This is a genomic window from Pseudomonas parasichuanensis (assembly GCF_021601385.1).
GTDB lineage: Bacteria > Pseudomonadota > Gammaproteobacteria > Pseudomonadales > Pseudomonadaceae > Aquipseudomonas > Aquipseudomonas parasichuanensis.
This window is the reverse complement of the sequence record NZ_BQHO01000001.1, coordinates 222,959-240,155: the sequence shown is the minus strand read 5'-3', so window position 1 is coordinate 240,155 and position 17,197 is coordinate 222,959. Positions and strand designations below refer to the sequence as shown.

Sequence of the window (17,197 nt, the reverse complement as noted above, 5' to 3'; positions counted from 1 at the left end):
GATCCTCTACTCACCCGTCTGTGGTTGATCGTCGGGGCACGCTGGCAGGTACAGGCTCATGCAAGTCCCCTCGCCGAGCCGGCTGGCGACGCGAATGACACCATTGCTCTGCCTGGCGAACCCATAGGCCTGGCTAAGCCCCAGACCGGTACCTTTGCCGAACGGTTTGGTGGTGAAAAACGGCTCGAAGATACGTGGCAGCACCTGCGGATCGATACCCTGGCCATCATCCCGCACGTCGAAACGCACGTAGCGTCCCTGCAAGCCCTCCACTTCACCGGCCAGCTCCACGCTGTCGACCACCAGGTCAATGCGCCCCGCCGTGCCGATCGCATCCCGGGCATTGAACATCATGTTCAGCAGCACCATCTGCAACTGCCCGGCATCCACTTCGATCGCTGGCAGCTGCAACTGAATCTGCTCGACAAGTTCGATATCACGGGGCAACGCGTGTTCGGCCAACGCACGAATGGACCCGGCCACTTCGGCCGGTGCAATGCGTGCGACGCTCAGCTGCCGATGGCGGGCAAAGCTGAGTAGTTGCTGGGTCAAATGCGTGCCCCGCTGCCCGGCATCGAGAATGTGCTCCAGCATACGCCGGGTGCGGGCGGGGTCTGGACTGTTGATGGCCAGGCGGGCGGAGCTGAGGATGATGGTCAGCAGGTTGTTGAAGTCATGGGCCAACCCGCCGGTCAGTTGGCCGAGGGCCTCGAGTTTCTGTGCCTGGAACAGTTGCGCGCGCATGGCGTCCAACTGCAGCGCGGAATCCCGGCGGTCGGTGATATCGCGCGTGACCTTGGCCAGGCCAATGATCTGGCCCTGCTCGTCACGAATGACATCCAGCGCGGCCAAGGCCCAGAATCGCGTGCCATCCTTGCGTACACGCCACGCTTCGTCCTGCGCCACCCCCTGCTCCAGAGCCTGGCGCAACAGCCGTTCGGGGCGGCCCTCGGCACAATCCTCGGCCGTGAAGAACAGGGAGAAATGCTTGCCTATCACCTCGTCGGCGCGATAGCCCTTGATCCGTTGGGCGCCAGCGTTCCACGACACCACATGGCCACCGGGGTCGAGCATGTAGATGGCATAGTCCACCACCGCCTGAACCAGTTGTTCATAGCGCGCTTCGGGCATAACTGACTGGGCGGGCCGGTCCGTTGCTGGCATGCGAACTCCCCAAGCACCGCGATAAGGACATATTGAGCGTAGTCAAAAGTCCTGCAAGCACCCTACCCTATGCGACGACCGTCAACTTCCGGCTCATGCATCGTCGGCACCAGCCTGCGTGGCATAGCCACTTTGAGCAGCCACAGGCCGACCAGCAGGATCAGCGCACCACCGCCCAAGGCCATGAGCCGTTGCGACGCTGTACGCAATTCATCCAGCCCAAGCACCACAAGATAGCTTCCCAGCCCCATCAGGCCAACGATCAGGAACGCTGCCAGCAGGCAAACCAGCAACAACAACACGCGCCAAAACAGCTTCGGGCGCACGACATGCCCTGCTGCGCTGGGCTGGCCTGAGGGAAACGGGGGCATCAAGGCTTACTCTATTGGATCCAATGGCGCAAAGGTGGCGCAATGACAGCCTCCTGTCAATTGACCTATAGTGGCGCCTCGCTTACCTGCAAGGACGCACCACATGGCCTCGAATCAACGCCTGCAACATCTTCAGGATGACCTGCTGCACACTGCTGCCGAACTCGACACGCTGTGCCAGGCACTGGATGGCCATGCCCTGTTTCTACGTCATTCAATCCATAAGGCCGATGCTCGGACCATGGACAATCATGTCGAGGACTTACGCGATTCAGCCTGTGAGCTCCGCGATATTGCCCACACCATCACGCCCTGAACCTGCAGGCCGGTTGACGCTTCTATAACAATGGGTTATAAAGCGCGCTTGATTGCCAAGGCCTTCTATTAATGAGGCGCGGCGGTTAACTGTGCGAGTGTGGTGGAATTGGTATACACAGCAGACTTAAAATCTGTCGGCGTGAGCCTTGCGGGTTCGAGTCCCGCCACTCGCACCATCTGTTCTCGATGAAGGCGCCCTCGCGGCGCCTTTTTCATGCTCAGCGGAATTGCGCCTGGCAGCTGCTAGAGTGGAAAGTGTCACCGTCCATCGGAGCGCCGCCATGCGCTATGCACTGCTCGAAGGCCAACGCGACCTCATTCTGCTGCTTGCCCGAATCTTCCTGATGATCCTGTTCGTACTCGCGGGCTGGGGCAAGCTGACCGGCTTCGACGGCACGGTCGGCTACATGACCTCCCTCGGCGCACCAGCCCCGATGCTGGCCGCTGCGGTGGCGGTGATCATGGAGTTCCTGGTGGCGATTCTGCTGATCCTCGGCTTCTATACCCGGCCGCTGGCGCTGCTGTTTGCTCTGTTCGTGCTGGGCACCGCGCTGCTCGGCCACCCGTTCTGGAACATGGTCGACCCCGAACGCAGCGCCAACATGACACAGTTCCTGAAAAACCTGAGCATCGTTGGCGGGCTACTGGCACTGGCCGTCAGCGGCCCCGGGCGTTTTTCGCTCGACCGCCACTGACCACCGGATCAATACACCAAGGCTGCGGCGTCAATCGTCGCAGTCATCGTGCCAGGCCGGGTGATCTTCCTCGTCATCGAAATCATCCTGCAGCTCTTCGTCTTCCTCGACCTCATCCAGCGCCCCCTGGGCATCTGCCTCAGGGTCGAAGCTTTCGTGAAATTCGTGGTCAAGCAGATGGTCGTGCTCGGGCTCTGGCAAATCGTCTTCTTCGTACATCACACACTCCACACACTACAGGCCGCCTGTATAGGCCCTCCGGCGCCAGCGGTCAATGCGGCAGGCAGTTAACCCTGACTTAACCGACCAGGCGCAGGCTAAAGGCTCTCCCTTCAAGCACGTTCCAGCCCGCCCTATGGCGGGCTTTTTTTGCCTAGACCTCGTGAGCCACCCGCATCCCGAGCCGGCCAATGCTCAATGCAGTGAAAAGACGCATGATTGATGACAAATTCAGTAACGGTTACTCAAAGCGAACCTGCCTGGCCTTCACGAAATTCTGACATCTCTGACGGCAGACTGGCATTGCTTCGATACGTTCTGTTCAACCCGCCTACTTGGCGGGTTTTCTTTTGCTCGCTGATTTGGCCCGGCGCCTCAACCCACGGCAGTCCAGACCGCGAGCTCATAACCATCCGGGTCGATGAAGTGGAACCTCTTGCCGCCCGGGAAGGCGAACACTGCCCTGCTGATCACCGCACCTGCAGCCTCAAGTCGGCGCTGGATCTCGGCCAGATCATCCGCATACAGAATCACCAGCGGGCCACCCGGCCTTACCGGCTCACCGGTGGTGAAACCGCCCGTCAATCGGCCATCGGTAAACTCGGTATAAGTCGGGCCATAGTCCACGAACTGCCAGTTGAAAACCGATCCGTAGAACGCCTTGCTGCGGCCAATGTCGCCGACATTGAATTCGATATTGTCGATCTGACGGTCATTGCTCCTGGTTGCCATACATCACCTCCTTGTTGATGGCGGGAATCTATCACAACAAGGGGCCGCACTTCGGACCTGATCGCCACAGGAGGGTCACCAGAAACTACTCGGCCGCGCCTCAGCGCTTTCTAGTCGGCCGATACATGAAACTACTTATAAAGATAATGCACGCCGGCCCCACCAGGAAGCTCAAGCTGGTTCCCGGGCTGATAATTGGCACGACGATCAACAGCGCGTACATGCCTATTCCCGTCCAGAGCCGCCGACGGGGCGTAAACCAGGTTCTAAACTTTTCCAGTCTTTTGCCCATTACCACATTCCCTGTTCGGTAGGCCAAAAAGTATCTTGAAGTCTTCCTATTTATTCCGCCCACAAAGAAAAACCCCGCAGACGTTAATCTGCGGGGCTTTCGAATATGGAGGCCGAGGTCGGAATCGAACCGGCGTAGACGGATTTGCAATCCGGAGCATAACCACTTTGCTACTCGGCCTCAAAGTCGGAGTCAGCTTTCGCTATCTCCTTGAAACCGCTGGGCTTTTTCAAGTTCAGCTGCGTTTCGATGGAGGCCATTATGTCGGCAATCGATTGACCTTGCAACCCCCTTCAAGAAAAAAATCTTCAAGGGGTTCAAGGTGTTAGCGAAGACGCCCAAGTTTGCTCCACAGCCCTACCAGGGTGTTCTCCATCGCGCCGCTGGCAGCCACGCCGATGCGCTCCTGCAGGCTCTTGCGCTCGGCAAAGCGCAAGTGGAATACATTGGCCTCTCGGGCGCTGCGGCTCAGGTACTCGTCACTGGTACCAAGCTCATCGACCAGCTGGCGGTTGAGGGCGGCAATGCCCAGCCAGACTTCGCCGGTCGCCACCTCATCGATGTGCAATTGCGGGCGGTAGCGGGCAACGAAGTCCTTGAACAGCTGATGAGTGATGTCGAGGTCTTCCTGGAATTTCTCCCGGCCCTTTTCGGTGTTTTCGCCGAATACCGTCAGGGTGCGCTTGTATTCACCCGCCGTGAGCACCTCGAAATCAATATCGTGCTTTTTCAGCAGGCGATTGATGTTGGGCAATTGCGCCACCACGCCGATCGAGCCGAGCACGGCGAACGGTGCACTGACGATCTTCTCGCCGATGCAGGCCATCATGTAGCCGCCACTGGCGGCGACTTTGTCGATGCAGATGGTCAGAGGAATGCCGGCTTCACGAATGCGCGCGAGCTGCGAAGCAGCCAGGCCGTAGCTGTGTACCAGGCCGCCCCCGCTTTCCAGGCGCAGCACCACTTCGTCCCGTGGTGTAGCCAGGGTCAACAGCGCAGTGATCTCGTTGCGCAGGCTTTCGGTGGCCGAGGCCTTGATGTCGCCATCAAAGTCGAGGACGAACACCCGGCGTTTCTGCTCGGGCTTTTTCTTCTGCTGCTTCTCGGCCTTCGCCTGCTGCTTGCGCAGCGCCTTGAGCTCGCCCTTGTCGAGCAGCCCCGACTCCAGACGCTCACGCAGCTCTTTATAGAATTCGTTGAGGCGGGTGACCTGCAATTGCCCACCCGGCTTGCGCCGCCCCTTGCCGCGCAGACCGGCGATGGCCGATAGCACCATGAGGATGGCGATCACCAGCGTTGCGGTTTTGGCGAGAAAGCTTGCGTATTCGGCAAGAAACTCCACGTTGACTCCTTGATAGACCAGCGCCAAGCAGGCGCGAAATGCTTGCAGCATACCGGGCTGCCTGGGCTGCTGCCAGCCGTCGACAACGTCGGCAACACAGTTCAAACGACCTTTTCAAACGCTTGTATGTTTTTTCGTTGACAGCCTTGGCAGGGCATCCTAACCTCGCTGCAACCTCCAACCGGGCCGGACAACTTCGTGGGCAACCTCTACCTGATCCGACATGGCCAAGCCTCTTTCGGTGCCGCCGACTACGACGTGCTCTCGCCCGTAGGCGAGCGTCAGAGCCTGGCGTTGGGCGAACACCTCGCCCAACTCGGGCTGCACCTGGATCGTTGCATCGCTGGCAGCCTGCGCCGCCAACAGGATACCGCCCGCCTGGCACTGCAAGCCTTGCACGCCAACGGCAGCCAGGCCCCTGCCATCGAGACCGACCCGGCCTTCAACGAGTTCGATGCCGACGGGGTGATCCGCGCCCTGCTCCCCGCCCTGCTGGTCGATGAGCCCGAAGCGCGGCAAATACTGCGCAACGGTGCCCAGAACCGCAGTGAGTTCCAGCGCCTGTTCGCCTTGATGGTACAGCGCTGGCACGCGGGCGAGCATGCCCACGACGACAATCTGGAAACCTGGTCGGCCTTCACTGACCGGGTGGGTGGCGGCCTGCAGCGGCTGCTCGATAGCGCTGCCAGTGGTGCAAACATCGCCCTGTTCACCTCGGGTGGCACCATTGCCGCCCTGCTCCACCTGATTTGCGCCATCACGCCGGCACAGGCGTTCACCCTGAACTGGCAGATCATCAACACGTCGCTCAGCCACCTGAAGTTCCGTGGCCGCGACGTGGTACTGGCCTCCTTCAACAGCCAAGCCCACGTGCAGCTGCTGAGGGCGCCGGAGCTCATCACTTACCGATGAACCCGGCCTGTTTTGTCCCTGCGGACTTGAATATCACTTAATAAGGAAAACACCATGAGCGATGTAGCAAAAGCCGTCGAGGCAATGAAAGCGAAATTCAACCCCGCCGCTGCCGCCGGCCTGGACCTGGTGTTCGGCTTCAACATCACCGACGAAGACAAGCAGTACGCGCTGATTGTCAAAGATGGCACCTGCGACATCCAGGAAGGCGAGAACGCCGACGCCAACTGCACCCTGGTGCTGGACAGCGAGACCCTCAAGGGCATCGTCAGCGGTGACACCGATGGCATGCAGGCCTTCATGGGCGGCAAGCTGCGCGTCGAAGGCGACATGATGCTGTCGATGAAGCTCAGCGAGCTGTTCCCGGCCTGATTGGCGCTGCGAATCGCCAATGAAAAAACCGAAGCGTTTTGCGCTTCGGTTTTTTTTCGCCCGCCCACAGGCCTGTCCAGCATCAAGGCCATTGATCGCCCGGCAACACCCCGACCAATAAGCGCCTGGCACGCTTGTACCAACAGCCATGGGAAATTAGATTAGCCAATAGTCCTTGCTATCGATCATAAGGAAATCGCATGACGACGATCACCGATCAGTCCACCCAGGTCCGCCCCGGCGAAGAACTCGATGCCGCCGTCATCGACCCCTATCTGAAGGATCACATTCCCGGCCTTGAAGGCGTGCCGACCATCAGCCAGTTTCCCGGTGGTGCCTCCAACCTCACCTACCTGCTGGCCTACCCGCAGCGCGAGTTTGTGCTGCGCCGCCCGCCGTTCGGGCACAAGGCCAAATCGGCCCATGACATGGGCCGCGAGTTCCGCATCCTCAACCGGCTCAACGAAGGCTTCCCCTACTGCCCCAAAGCCTACGTGCACTGCACCGACGAATCGCTGATCGGCGGTGAGTTCTATGTGATGGAGCGGGTCAACGGCATCATCCTGCGCTCGGACATCCCGGCCGAGCTGAACCTTGACCCTGCCCGCACCGAAGCCCTGTGCAAGAGCTTCATCGACCGATTGGTCGAACTGCACCAGGTGGATTACAACGCCTGCGGGCTGGCCGACCTGGGCAAGCCGGAAGGCTATGTACAACGCCAGATCGAAGGCTGGGCCAGCCGCTATGAGAAGGCCCTGACGCCCGACGCACCACGCTGGGAACAGGTAATTGCCTGGCTGCGCGAAAAAATGCCGGCCGACCACCAGCGCCCAGGCATCGTGCACAACGACTACCGCTTCGACAACGTCATCCTCGACAGCAACAACCCGATGCGCATCATCGGCGTGCTGGACTGGGAAATGGCCACCATTGGCGACCCACTGATGGACCTGGGCAACAGCCTGGCCTACTGGATCGAGGCCAGTGACCCGGCACCGGTGCAACTGATGCGTCGCCAGCCCAGCAATGCACCGGGCATGCTGACCCGCCAACAGTTCGTCGACTACTATGCCGAGCGCGCCGGCATCACCCTCGACAATTTCGACTTCTATTACTGCTACGGCCTGTTCCGCCTGGCCGGCATCGTGCAGCAGATCTACTACCGCTTCTTCCACGGCCAGACCCAGGACAAACGCTTCGCCCAGTTCATCCACATGAACCGCCTGCTGGAGCAGATGAGCCTGCAACTGATCGACAAATCCCGCCTGTAAACCCGGCAGCGACAGACAACAAGGAATACAAGCATGTCCAAGACCCAGCTGTTCGACCTCGACGGCAAGATCGCCTTCGTCTCCGGCGCCAGCCGCGGCATCGGTGAAGCCATCGCCCACCTGCTGGCCCAGCAGGGCGCCCATGTGATCGTCTCCAGCCGCAAGCTCGACGGCTGCCAGCAAGTGGCCGAGGCGATTATCGCCGCCGGCGGCAAGGCCACCGCGGTGGCCTGCCACATTGGCGAGATGGACCAGATCCAGCAGGTGTTCGCCGGCATCCGCGAGCAATTCGGCCGCCTCGACATCCTGGTCAACAACGCCGCCACCAACCCACAGTTCTGCAACGTGCTGGATACCGACCTGGGCGCCTTCCAGAAGACCGTCGACGTGAACATCCGCGGCTACTTCTTCATGTCGGTGGAGGCCGGCAAGCTGATGCGCGAAAACGGCGGCGGCAGCATCATCAACGTGGCCTCGATCAACGGCGTGTCGCCCGGCCTGTTCCAGGGCATCTACTCGGTGACCAAGGCAGCGGTGATCAACATGACCAAGGTGTTCGCCAAGGAGTGCGCACCGTTCGGTATCCGCTGCAACGCCCTGCTGCCGGGCCTGACCGACACCAAGTTCGCCTCGGCGCTGGTGAAGAACGACAGCATCCTCAACGCCGCCCTGCAACATATCCCGCTCAAGCGCGTGGCCGACCCGAGCGAAATGGCCGGCGCCGTGCTGTACCTGGCGAGCAGCGCGTCCAGCTACACCACCGGCACCGCACTCAATGTCGATGGCGGTTACCTGTCCTGAGGCTCAGCCCTTGAGCGCCTGCAGCGTATAGCTCAGCGGCAGGCGCCAGGGCGCTTCGATCAGGCGCCACTCACCGTCGGCGCCTTTCGCCATCTGCCCCGGTAACGCCTCCCAGGGGATGCTCTGGTGCTCCTCAAGGGCGGTCAGGCGCAGGCCATTGCCCAGCAGCGCACTGATCACCTCACCCAGCCCATGGTTCCACTCGTGAGTCTCGGTATGGGCCAGCGCCTGGTCGGTGTCGACGTAGGTCTGGTCGCTGTGCCACACCGTGGGCGCTTCACGCTCGAAATACGGGTAATCCAGTTGCAGCCGGTCCTGATGGTCTTCGTTGACCGCCATCAGCATCGGGTGGCCATCGCGCAAAAACAGGCGCCCACCCGGCTTGAGCAAGGCCGCCACCGTGCGCGCCCAGCGCTCGATATCGGGTAGCCAGCACAAGGCGCCGATGCCGGTGTAGACCAGGTCGAAACTGCCTGCCGGCAGCACCTGTTCGGCACGGTAAACGTCCGCCTGCACATACCCGATGTTGGCGCCACAGCGCTCGGCCAGCTGGCGCGCCTGCGCCAGCGATGCCGCCGAGAAATCCAGGCCACAGATATCGGCGCCAAGTCGGGCCAGCGACAGGGTATCGGTACCGATATGGCATTGCAGGTGCACCGCGCGCAACCCGCCAAGGTCGCCTAGCCGTGGCTGGTCGAAACGCACGACCTCGGACAGGTGCCCGGGGTTGCGGACGAATGTCTCGACCTCATAATCCTTCGAGGCCGCGTGCAACGGCGCGCGCTCATCCCAGCTGGCGCGATTGAGTTCCAGTGATCGGCTCATGCGGTACATCCCTGTCCTGATGGAGTCAGGCGCCACGTTAACCGCCCCTCGGCCATCACGGCAACACCCGTCAACTTGAGGTTTACAGCTCAGGTATACTGCCGCCTTCGGCCCTTCGCCCAAGGATCCAGCACCCATGACGGAAAACAGCTTCGCCTTTCGCCTCAAGGAACTGCTCGAACACCACAAGCTGACCCTGCAAGCAGTGGGCACGGCCCTGGGGATATCGCGCACGGCGGTGCACAAATGGACGCGCGGCGGCGAGATCGACTACGACAACCTGCGCAAGCTGGCGGACTTCCTCAAGGTCAACTGGATCTGGCTGCGTTACGGCGAGGAGGCCCTGCACAGCGTGCAGCAGGCCGAAGTGGTCGAGCTGCCGATGACCGACGTGCGCCGCCGCTACACCGCCGAGATCATGGAGAGCGAACTGCGCATGAAGCTGGCCCAGGAAGGCGCGCGCATCGTCACCTGGGAGTGGAACCTGGTCAGCGACGAGGTCACCTACTCGCCCAACGTCGAGGCGGTGTATGGCTGGCCAGTACGGCGCAACGAGGATTTCTGGGCGCATATCCACACCGATGACGCCCGCCACATGCAGGGCATGTATGCCCAGGCGGTCGCGCAAGGTACTGGCTGCGAGTGCGATTTTCGAATCACCCGCCCAGACGGCAGCCAGCGCTGGATCGCCTCGCGCGCTACGGTGCTGCAGGACAGCGTCGGGCGCCCGGTGAAGATGGTCGGCATCAGCATGGACAACACCGAGCGCAAGGTCGCCGAGGAAGAGCTGCGTCAGAGCGAGGAACGCTTTCGCGCGATCTTCGAACTGGCCTGGGGAGCATTGGCCTATATCGACCCGGACGGCACGTGGCAACGGGTCAATGGCGGCCTCTGCGAAATGCTGGGCTACAGCGAGGGCGAACTGTATGCCATGACTTTCCAGCAGTTGACCCACCCCGACGACCTCCCGGACAACCTCGTGCTGCTAGGACGCATGCTGGCCGGCGAAATCGAGCGCTATGAAGTGGAAAAACGCGTGCGGCACAAGGACGGCCGCTTCATCTGGGTGCGCGCGCGCACTTCGCTGCAGCGGCATGCCGATGGCCAGCCAGAGCACCTGATCAGCGTGTTCGAGGACATCAGCGCCGAGCGCGAGGAGCATGAGCGGCTGCAGGCGCATATTGCCGGGCTGGAGGCGCGGCTGCGCTGAGCGCAGCCCTACAGGCAGGTCGCCGCTGCCGCCCGGCGCTGCAGAGCCATGCCGTCGTTGTGCTGGGCGTAGTAATCCACCCGCGTGCCGCCGGCCTGGGCATACACATCGACGAACGACTCCGCCTCACGGGTATACACGGTGAAACCACCTGCCTTGCGCGCTTCGAGGTAGCCGCTGGCATCAACGCCAAAGGTCTTCTCTTCCTGCCAGCTGAACTGGATGCACTGGGCGACCACATCCGGGGTCTTGTGCGAGTCCAGGCGCGCGGTCGGTGCGCCGTTACGCGCGGCCTCCATGGTCGACGACGCACAGCCCACCAGCAGCAGCGCCACAGTCATCGGCAGAATCGCTCGCATGTTCCATCCTCGGGACAAAAAAGAACGCGACTCTAGCACGGCACACCAGGGTTCGGCGCCTGTCCCTGCCCCATTCAGGTACTGGCCTGCTGACAGCCCTCTACACGACGTTTCGCCCACTGCCTTGGCCTGGCACACCGCTTATCGCCAGGGCACCAATATTTTGCGGGGTAAAGAAACCAAATCGATCGGCCAGGGTCTCAGCGATTACCCGGTAAACCTTTACCGATCAAGGACCTATATCGTGATGACTCGCCTTGCAAGCCTTTCGCTGATCACCGCCGTGCTGCTGCTTGGCGGCTGCTACAGCCACCACTACCACGACGATGATGATGGCTGGCGCGACGGGGATCGCGGCCACCGCCATCACCACCGCCATGATCGCGACGACGACGATCGCCAGTACCGTGACCGCTACCAGCGCTGAAGCGTCTTCCCAACCTTGATTCGCCGCCCGCAAGGCGGCACCCCACCCTGATGATTCCTCTGAGGTTCACAACATGCGTCTGACTCTGCCTTCCCTCGCCCTAGGCCTGCTGCTCTGCCAGGGCGCCTTCGCCGGTGACGGTACCGCGGCCATCGGCGGCGGCCTGGGCGGCGCCTTGGGTAACGTGGTCGGTAAACAGATCGGCGGCAGCACCGGCGCCGCCATCGGCGCAGGCCTGGGCGGCGCGGCCGGCAGCGCCGTCGGCGCACGCAAGGGCAACCGCACCGAGGCGGCCATTGGTGGCGGCCTGGGTTCGGCGGGCGGCTCGCTGATCGGCGGCAAGCTCGGCGGCTCCAACGGTTCGACCATCGGCGCTGGCCTGGGCGGCGCAGCCGGCGGCGCCATCGGCAACCACATGGGTGACAGCAACCGCAAGCACAAGCACCGTCACTGATAGGCGCTGACACCCTCGCGGGCGGTGCAGGATTGTTGTATGGCCGCACCGCCCGCGATCGTTTCGCCCGGCAAAACATTGCAGCACGTCAACGACGCATTCGCGTCAAGCTGCCACACTAAGGCCATCGCTTTTCGCGCCTTTGTGTGAAGGAACACCCCCTCCCCATGAACCAAGAGTTGCTCTGGGTCCTCGGCCTGCTGGCCGTCGTCGTCGTATTGTTCATCATCAACCGCCCACGCATGGACGTGGTGGCCCTGTTGGTGATCCTCATCCTGCCGCTCACCGGCATCCTTACCGTGGACCAGGCCCTGGCCGGTTTCAGTGACCCCAACGTGGTACTGATCGCTGCACTGTTCGTCATCGGCGAAGGCTTGGTGCGCACCGGCATCGCCTACCGCATCGGCGAATGGATGAGCGAGCGCGCCGGCAACAGCGAGGCGCGCCTGCTGGCCCTGCTGATGGTGGCAGTCGCCGGCCTGGGCTCGGTGATGAGCTCCACCGGGGTGGTGGCGATCTTCATCCCGGTGGTGCTGAGCATTGCCGCGCGCCTGAAGCTCGCACCCAGCCGGCTGATGATGCCGCTGAGCTTCGCCGGGCTGATCAGCGGCATGCTCAGCCTGGTGGCCACGCCACCCAACGTGGTCGTGCACAGCGAACTGATGCGCCACGGCCTAAGCGGCTTCGGCTTTTTCAGCTTCACCCCGTTCGGCCTGGTGGTACTGGTACTGGGCATCGGCTACATGCTGCTGACCCGCCACTGGCTCAATGGCGAAGTGCGCAAGGACGGCCGGGTGGAAACCCGCCGCACCCTGCTCGACCTGGTGCTGGACTACAAGCTCAACGGCCGTGAACGCCGCCTGCGCATCCGCCCGCACTCGCCGTTGATCGGCCATACCCTGGGCGAACTGGAACTGCGCACCCGGCATGGCGCCAACGTAGTCGGCATCGAACGCCAGCACAAGTTCACCACCCGGGTGATCGCCGCCGACTCGGGCACCGTGTTGGGGCAGGGCGACATCCTGCTGCTCGACCTGTTCGCCAACCGCGACGACCTGCGCAGCCTGTGCCAGACCATGCAGCTGGAGCCGCTGCACTTCAAGGCGGCCTACTTCATCGACCAGTCCCAGGAACTGGGGATGGCGGAAGTGTCGCTGCCGCCAGGCTCGCAACTGATCGGCAAGAGCATCCTGGAGCTTGCGTTCCGTACCCGCTACGACCTCAACGTGGTGGGGCTGCGGCGCGACCAGCTGGCCATCGAGGAGCAGTTGGTCGAAGAAAAGCTGCGCCTGGGCGACACCTTGCTGGTAGTCGGCCCGTGGAAAGCCGTGCGCCAGCTGCAAGCCAAGCCCCGCGACTTCCTGGTGCTGAGCCTGCCGGCCGAGATCGACCAGGTGGCCCCCGCAAGTGCCCGGGCACCTTATGCCTTGCTGAGCCTGGCGGTGATGGTCGGGTTGATGGTCAGTGGCCTGGTGCCCAACGTGCTCGCCGCGCTGATCGGCTGCCTGCTGATGGGCGCGGGGCGCTGCATCGACATGAACAGTGCCTACCGCGCCATCCACTGGCAGAGCCTGGTGCTGATCGTCGGCATGCTGCCGTTCGCCCTGGCGCTGCAGAAGACCGGCGGCATCGACCTGGCGGTGGGCGCCCTGGTAAACCTGCTTGGCGATGCCGGGCCAAGCGCGATCCTCGCCTGCCTGTTCGCCGTCACCGCCGTCATCGGCCTGTTCATCTCCAATACCGCTACAGCGGTGCTGATGGCGCCGGTGGCCATCAGCACTGCGCAGCAGCTGGGCATGTCGCCCTACCCGTTCGCCATGACGGTCGCGCTGGCCGCTTCGGCCGCGTTCATGACACCGGTGTCGTCGCCCGTCAACACGCTGGTGCTGGGCCCGGGGCAGTATCGCTTTGCCGATTTCGTCAAGGTCGGGGTGCCGTTCACCTTGCTGGTGATGCTGGTGACCGTGTTGATGGTGCCCTGGGTGTTCGGTTTGTAATCTGACGCGATATTCAGGAAATTCCCGACGAATTGACATCAATTGGCGACTTGAAACAAACTGATGCGAATTTGCCCCAGGTGCCTACGGCCGTTTTCCTGGATTCCGTCCTCGCTTGCCGGTCGAGCTTATGGTGTCTCCAGTTCCATCGCGCCTGTTGTCTTTAGCCATCCTGTTCGGCCTGACGCTCGGCCTGACACTGGCGGGCATCCTGGCCAGGCCGATCGAATCCCTGTCGCTGTTCTGGCCAGTCAACGCGGTGCTTGCCGGCGTCCTGCTACGCCACCCGCGCCAGGCCACAGCACTCGGCTTCGCCCTTATCTACCTGGGAATGGTCGCTGCCGATCTGGCCACCGGCTCCGCCTGGCAACCGGCGCTGTGGTTCAACCTGTGCAACCTGGGCGCCATCGTCAGCATCTGGTACCTGATGGTCCGTTTGCCACGGGTTCACAGGCGCCTGCGCACACCCCACGGCACCCTGTGCCTGTTCGGCGCCTGCGCCGTCGGCGGCATGGTGGCCGCCAGCCTGGCCTGCGTGATGGCCGCGCCGTGGTTCGAGCAGTCACTGCGCGCTACCTGGCTGGCCTGGTTCAGCGAGCAGTTCTCCACCAGCGTGCTGGTCCTGCCGGTACTGCTCACCGCCCCCTCACCCCGCGCCTTCACCCGCGGCGGCAGCCAGCCGATCTCCCTGGCCCCGCTGCTGGTGTTGCTGGCCTCGCTGGCATTGAGCATCTTTTTCGGCGGGCCCGGGGCGATTGCCTTCCCGATTGCGGCGCTGCTGTGGTGCGCCTTGAGCTACTCGCCTTTTCTCGTATCGTTGCTGACCCTCACCGCCGGCAGCACCTTGATCGTTGCCGTGGCGCAGAACCTCATGCACTTCAGCGTGCCGCAGAGCGAGCCGGGCGTGACCACCCTGATGTCGGCACGCCTGGGCATCGCCATGCTGGTGCTCGGCCCGCTGGTGGTGGCCTGCGTGAGCAATGCCAACCGCAGCCTGATGGCGCGCCTGGCGCACCAGGCCACCATCGACCATCTCACCGGCACCCTCACCCGCAGCGCCTTCACCCGTCGCGCCAACGGCCTGCTCGACAGCCGTCAGCAGCAGGCTCCAGCCCTGCCGTTGACCTTGATGATGCTCGACATCGACCATTTCAAGACCATCAATGACCGCCATGGCCACGCGGTGGGCGACCAGGTACTGCGCCAGTTTGCCGACACCCTGCAGGACCAGTTGCATGACGGCGAACTGTTCGCCCGCCTGGGTGGCGAGGAGTTCGCCATTGTCGTCCCGGGGCTGGCGCCGGAGCTGGCCAGGTTCACTGCCGAACGCCTGCGCCGGGCCGTTCAGGACCTGCCGTTCGCCCAGGCCGGGCAGCGCCTGCAGATCACGGTCAGTATCGGCATCGCCGGCTGCACCAGTGACGTTGCCGCGCCCAGCCTCGACGTGCTGCTGGCCCAGGCCGATCAGGCGCTGTACCGCGCCAAGGCTCACGGCCGCAACCGTATCGAACTGGCCGAGGCCCAGCGCCAGGTAGTGGTCTGACTCAGCCGGCGAACAGGTCCCAGCTCAGCTTGGCGATCAGCACACAAAGCAGGATCAGGAACAGCCCACGCACGAAGCCCGCCCCCTTGCGCACCGCAAGCCAGGTGCCCGTCAACGCGCCGAGAATGTTGAACAGCGCCATCGGCAGGGCAATCGCCCACAGCACATTGCCCGAAGGGATGAAGAACACCAGCGCCGCCAGGTTGGTGGCAATGTTCACCAGCTTCGCCGAGGCCGAAGCATGCAGGAAGTCGAGGGCGAAGAAGCGAATGAACAGGAAGATCAGGAAACTGCCGGTACCCGGCCCGAACAAGCCGTCATAGAAGCCGATGGCGCCACCGATCAATACCGCCAGGCATTGTTCCTTGCGACCGATGACGGTGGGCTTGTGCAAGGTACCGAAGTCCTTCTTGCAGAAGGTGTAGATGGCCATCAGCACGATCATCGCCAGCACCATCGGCCGCATCACGCTGGCAGGCACCAGCGACACCGTGGCCGCGCCGCAGAACGACATGACGAAGGCGCTCAGCGCCGCCGGCACGATCAGCCCCCAGTCCAGCTGCACCTTGCGGATGAACGAACGCGCTGCAAAGCTGGTGCCGCAGACCGAGGCCAGTTTGTTGGTACCCAGCAGCGCGGCCGGTTGCGCAGTGGGCAGCACGTTGAACAAGGCCGGGATCTGGATCAGCCCGCCACCACCCACGGCGGCGTCGATCAGGCCTGCGGCGAAGGCAAACAGCGAAAGCAGGGCAATATCCATCATGTCGGCGGTCCAGGCGGCAATAAGCTGGCCGCCAGACTAATCAAAGTGCCCCGCTTGTGTTGAAATGCCACGTTGCGAAAACTGCAACGAGGAAAGCCCCCATGGCCCTGGATATGCTGCGTGAGATCCAAGCATTCGTCAGCGTTGCGCACAAGCGCAGCTTCGTCAGCGCAGCCCGCGCCCTGGGTCGCTCACCCAGCTCCGTTACCCGAGCGGTGCAGGCGCTGGAAGATAACAGTGGCGCCAAGTTGTTCAACCGCAGCGCCAGCACCGTGACCCTCACCGAAGCCGGCGAACGCCTGCTGCCCCATGCCGAGCGCTTGCTGGATGTGCAACGCGACGCCGCAGACGAACTGGCCGCGCTGACGGGCAGCGCGCAGGGCTGGATTCGCCTGGCCGCACCCGAGGTTCTGGCCCAGCAGGTACTGCCGCAGGTGCTGGCCGAGTTCTCCAGGCGGCATCCACAGGTAACCGTCGATGTGCAGTTCAGCGACCAGGCGCTCGACCCGCTGCTGGGCAAGCTCGACTTCGTCATCCGGGGCGCCTTCCCCCAGTCCAGCGAGCTGATCGGCTACCCGCTGTGGAACTACCGCCGATACCTGTATGCCAGCCCGCAGTACCTGGCACGCGAAGGCACACCCCAGGGGCTGGAGGACCTGGAACAGCACGCGCTGATCCTGCACACCGCGCCGCGCATCCTCAAGGCCTGGCATTTCTGCCGCGAGGGGCACATCACCAGCCTGCGGCCGCAGCCACGGTTGCGCCTGGGCTCAGGTGTCGCAGTACTGCAAAGCACCCTGGCCGGCGCCGGCATCGCCCGGCTGGCCGACTGGCTGGCCGAACCCGAAGTGCGCACCGGGCGCCTGGTGCGCGTCTGCGCCGATTACCACCTGACATCCAGCAGTGGCCAGGACCCGCAGATGCATGCGCTGTACCCGGCAGGCGACGTGCCGACGCGGGTACGCGAGCTGCTGCAGGCCCTGCGCGCCGCCTGCCCTTGAGCATAAAAACAGACGATGAAAACACTGCTCACTTTCTGCTCAATCTAACAGAAGCCACGGAATACAAGGCCTAGAAGACTTTATCCACAGACCTACCCACGTTTTTTGTGGACAGTTTCCGCAGCGCTT

20 protein-coding genes and 2 tRNA genes are annotated in these 17,197 nt (G+C 62.8%); 13 read left to right on the top strand and 9 right to left on the bottom strand.

Translation table 11 applies throughout. The annotated features are described in order from the left end of the window. Positions 1-6 precede the first annotated feature (6 nt). Together L6D77_RS01210 and L6D77_RS01205 are read right to left on the bottom strand one after the other, a co-directional pair. Complete coding sequence (locus tag L6D77_RS01210) at positions 7-1,164, bottom strand: two-component system sensor histidine kinase NtrB (protein ID WP_232879811.1); 1,158 nt, start codon at positions 1,162-1,164, stop codon at positions 7-9. 62 nt (positions 1,165-1,226) lie between these two features. After that, positions 1,227-1,490, bottom strand: coding sequence for a hypothetical protein (locus L6D77_RS01205; RefSeq protein ID WP_373870554.1), 264 nt, complete (start codon positions 1,488-1,490; stop codon positions 1,227-1,229). A 148-nt stretch (positions 1,491-1,638) separates the two neighbouring features. On the opposite strand from L6D77_RS01205, the gene L6D77_RS01200 reads away from it, so the two are divergent. The 3 genes from L6D77_RS01200 (at position 1,639) to L6D77_RS01190 (ending at position 2,548) form a co-directional block, all read left to right on the top strand. Further along, complete coding sequence (locus L6D77_RS01200) at positions 1,639-1,851, top strand: hypothetical protein (protein ID WP_232879813.1); 213 nt, start codon at positions 1,639-1,641, stop codon at positions 1,849-1,851. Between the two features lie 93 nt (positions 1,852-1,944). Then, a tRNA-Leu gene (locus tag L6D77_RS01195) sits at positions 1,945-2,029 on the top strand. Between the two features lie 105 nt (positions 2,030-2,134). After that, positions 2,135-2,548 carry a DoxX family protein gene (locus L6D77_RS01190; protein ID WP_232879814.1) on the top strand — a complete coding sequence of 138 codons (414 nt, stop codon included), beginning with the start codon at positions 2,135-2,137 and terminating at the stop codon, positions 2,546-2,548. Positions 2,549-2,578: 30 nt separating this feature from the next. Here the strand turns inward: L6D77_RS01190 and L6D77_RS01185 are convergent, their stop codons facing one another. The 4 genes from L6D77_RS01185 to sohB form a co-directional block, all read right to left on the bottom strand. Continuing rightward, the gene (locus tag L6D77_RS01185; RefSeq protein ID WP_232879815.1) at positions 2,579-2,767 is read right to left on the bottom strand and encodes a hypothetical protein; all 189 of its coding nucleotides are present in this window, start codon (positions 2,765-2,767) and stop codon (positions 2,579-2,581) included. Between the two features lie 375 nt (positions 2,768-3,142). Next, positions 3,143-3,499 (bottom strand): VOC family protein, encoded by a 357-nt coding sequence (locus tag L6D77_RS01180; RefSeq protein ID WP_232879816.1) that lies wholly within the window; start codon positions 3,497-3,499, stop codon positions 3,143-3,145. A 398-nt stretch (positions 3,500-3,897) separates the two neighbouring features. Beyond that, a tRNA-Cys gene (locus tag L6D77_RS01175) sits at positions 3,898-3,971 on the bottom strand. 145 nt (positions 3,972-4,116) lie between these two features. Continuing rightward, entirely contained in the window at positions 4,117-5,133 is a 1,017-nt protein-coding gene (gene sohB / locus L6D77_RS01170; RefSeq protein ID WP_232879817.1) for a protease SohB, read from the bottom strand. A 198-nt stretch (positions 5,134-5,331) separates the two neighbouring features. Between sohB and L6D77_RS01165 the strand changes: the two genes are divergently transcribed. From L6D77_RS01165 to L6D77_RS01150, 4 genes are all read left to right on the top strand, one after another. Beyond that, complete coding sequence (locus tag L6D77_RS01165) at positions 5,332-6,045, top strand: histidine phosphatase family protein (protein WP_232879818.1); 714 nt, start codon at positions 5,332-5,334, stop codon at positions 6,043-6,045. 54 nt (positions 6,046-6,099) lie between these two features. Further along, on the top strand, positions 6,100-6,417 hold the full coding sequence (locus L6D77_RS01160; protein ID WP_232879819.1) for an SCP2 sterol-binding domain-containing protein: 318 nt from the start codon (positions 6,100-6,102) through the stop codon (positions 6,415-6,417). A 200-nt stretch (positions 6,418-6,617) separates the two neighbouring features. Then, entirely contained in the window at positions 6,618-7,688 is a 1,071-nt protein-coding gene (locus L6D77_RS01155) for a phosphotransferase family protein (protein ID WP_232879820.1), read from the top strand. 33 nt (positions 7,689-7,721) lie between these two features. Further along, entirely contained in the window at positions 7,722-8,489 is a 768-nt protein-coding gene (locus L6D77_RS01150) for an SDR family oxidoreductase (protein WP_232879821.1), read from the top strand. 3 nt (positions 8,490-8,492) lie between these two features. Here L6D77_RS01150 and L6D77_RS01145 read toward each other — a convergent pair whose 3' ends face one another. Continuing rightward, a complete protein-coding gene (locus L6D77_RS01145) occupies positions 8,493-9,314 on the bottom strand; it encodes a class I SAM-dependent methyltransferase (protein ID WP_232879822.1) in 822 nt (273 codons plus the stop codon). 136 nt (positions 9,315-9,450) lie between these two features. Here L6D77_RS01145 and L6D77_RS01140 point away from each other — a divergent pair, with 136 nt between their 5' ends. After that, positions 9,451-10,524, top strand: a complete 1,074-nt coding sequence (locus tag L6D77_RS01140; protein WP_232879823.1) for a helix-turn-helix domain-containing protein — start codon at positions 9,451-9,453, stop codon at positions 10,522-10,524. An 8-nt stretch (positions 10,525-10,532) separates the two neighbouring features. Here the strand turns inward: L6D77_RS01140 and L6D77_RS01135 are convergent, their stop codons facing one another. Further along, entirely contained in the window at positions 10,533-10,883 is a 351-nt protein-coding gene (locus L6D77_RS01135; RefSeq protein ID WP_153787143.1) for a hypothetical protein, read from the bottom strand. A gap of 247 nt (positions 10,884-11,130) precedes the next feature. Here L6D77_RS01135 and L6D77_RS01130 point away from each other — a divergent pair, with 247 nt between their 5' ends. The 4 genes from L6D77_RS01130 to L6D77_RS01115 all read left to right on the top strand — a co-directional run bounded on the left by L6D77_RS01130 (position 11,131) and on the right by L6D77_RS01115 (position 15,304). After that, the gene (locus L6D77_RS01130) at positions 11,131-11,310 is read left to right on the top strand and encodes a hypothetical protein (RefSeq protein ID WP_232879824.1); all 180 of its coding nucleotides are present in this window, start codon (positions 11,131-11,133) and stop codon (positions 11,308-11,310) included. A gap of 73 nt (positions 11,311-11,383) precedes the next feature. After that, positions 11,384-11,764: a glycine zipper domain-containing protein gene (locus L6D77_RS01125; RefSeq protein WP_110995555.1), complete on the top strand. Its 381-nt coding sequence runs from the start codon at positions 11,384-11,386 to the stop codon at positions 11,762-11,764. Positions 11,765-11,931: 167 nt separating this feature from the next. Continuing rightward, positions 11,932-13,761: an SLC13 family permease gene (locus L6D77_RS01120; RefSeq protein WP_232879825.1), complete on the top strand. Its 1,830-nt coding sequence runs from the start codon at positions 11,932-11,934 to the stop codon at positions 13,759-13,761. 115 nt (positions 13,762-13,876) lie between these two features. Then, a complete protein-coding gene (locus L6D77_RS01115) occupies positions 13,877-15,304 on the top strand; it encodes a GGDEF domain-containing protein (protein WP_232879826.1) in 1,428 nt (475 codons plus the stop codon). A 1-nt stretch (position 15,305) separates the two neighbouring features. Here the strand turns inward: L6D77_RS01115 and L6D77_RS01110 are convergent, their stop codons facing one another. After that, positions 15,306-16,067, bottom strand: a complete 762-nt coding sequence (locus tag L6D77_RS01110; RefSeq protein ID WP_232879827.1) for a sulfite exporter TauE/SafE family protein — start codon at positions 16,065-16,067, stop codon at positions 15,306-15,308. 101 nt (positions 16,068-16,168) lie between these two features. Here L6D77_RS01110 and L6D77_RS01105 point away from each other — a divergent pair, with 101 nt between their 5' ends. Beyond that, positions 16,169-17,068, top strand: a complete 900-nt coding sequence (locus L6D77_RS01105) for a LysR family transcriptional regulator (RefSeq protein ID WP_232879828.1) — start codon at positions 16,169-16,171, stop codon at positions 17,066-17,068. Positions 17,069-17,197: the final 129 nt, after the last annotated feature.

Bases quoted from the DNA above. Each gene is read 5' to 3' on its own strand.
- L6D77_RS01200 (WP_232879813.1), top strand. From the start codon at position 1,639: ATGGCCTCGAATCAACGCCTGCAACATCTTCAGGATGACCTGCTGCAC.
- L6D77_RS01135 (WP_153787143.1), bottom strand. From the start codon at position 10,883: ATGCGAGCGATTCTGCCGATGACTGTGGCGCTGCTGCTGGTGGGCTGT.
- L6D77_RS01180 (WP_232879816.1), bottom strand. From the start codon at position 3,499: ATGGCAACCAGGAGCAATGACCGTCAGATCGACAATATCGAATTCAAT.
- L6D77_RS01105 (WP_232879828.1), top strand. From the start codon at position 16,169: ATGGCCCTGGATATGCTGCGTGAGATCCAAGCATTCGTCAGCGTTGCG.
- L6D77_RS01190 (WP_232879814.1), top strand. From the start codon at position 2,135: ATGCGCTATGCACTGCTCGAAGGCCAACGCGACCTCATTCTGCTGCTT.
- L6D77_RS01160 (WP_232879819.1), top strand. From the start codon at position 6,100: ATGAGCGATGTAGCAAAAGCCGTCGAGGCAATGAAAGCGAAATTCAAC.
- L6D77_RS01110 (WP_232879827.1), bottom strand. From the start codon at position 16,067: ATGATGGATATTGCCCTGCTTTCGCTGTTTGCCTTCGCCGCAGGCCTG.
- L6D77_RS01185 (WP_232879815.1), bottom strand. From the start codon at position 2,767: ATGTACGAAGAAGACGATTTGCCAGAGCCCGAGCACGACCATCTGCTT.
- L6D77_RS01210 (WP_232879811.1), bottom strand. From the start codon at position 1,164: ATGCCAGCAACGGACCGGCCCGCCCAGTCAGTTATGCCCGAAGCGCGC.
- L6D77_RS01150 (WP_232879821.1), top strand. From the start codon at position 7,722: ATGTCCAAGACCCAGCTGTTCGACCTCGACGGCAAGATCGCCTTCGTC.
- L6D77_RS01145 (WP_232879822.1), bottom strand. From the start codon at position 9,314: ATGAGCCGATCACTGGAACTCAATCGCGCCAGCTGGGATGAGCGCGCG.
- L6D77_RS01155 (WP_232879820.1), top strand. From the start codon at position 6,618: ATGACGACGATCACCGATCAGTCCACCCAGGTCCGCCCCGGCGAAGAA.
- L6D77_RS01140 (WP_232879823.1), top strand. From the start codon at position 9,451: ATGACGGAAAACAGCTTCGCCTTTCGCCTCAAGGAACTGCTCGAACAC.
- L6D77_RS01130 (WP_232879824.1), top strand. From the start codon at position 11,131: ATGACTCGCCTTGCAAGCCTTTCGCTGATCACCGCCGTGCTGCTGCTT.
- L6D77_RS01120 (WP_232879825.1), top strand. From the start codon at position 11,932: ATGAACCAAGAGTTGCTCTGGGTCCTCGGCCTGCTGGCCGTCGTCGTC.
- L6D77_RS01125 (WP_110995555.1), top strand. From the start codon at position 11,384: ATGCGTCTGACTCTGCCTTCCCTCGCCCTAGGCCTGCTGCTCTGCCAG.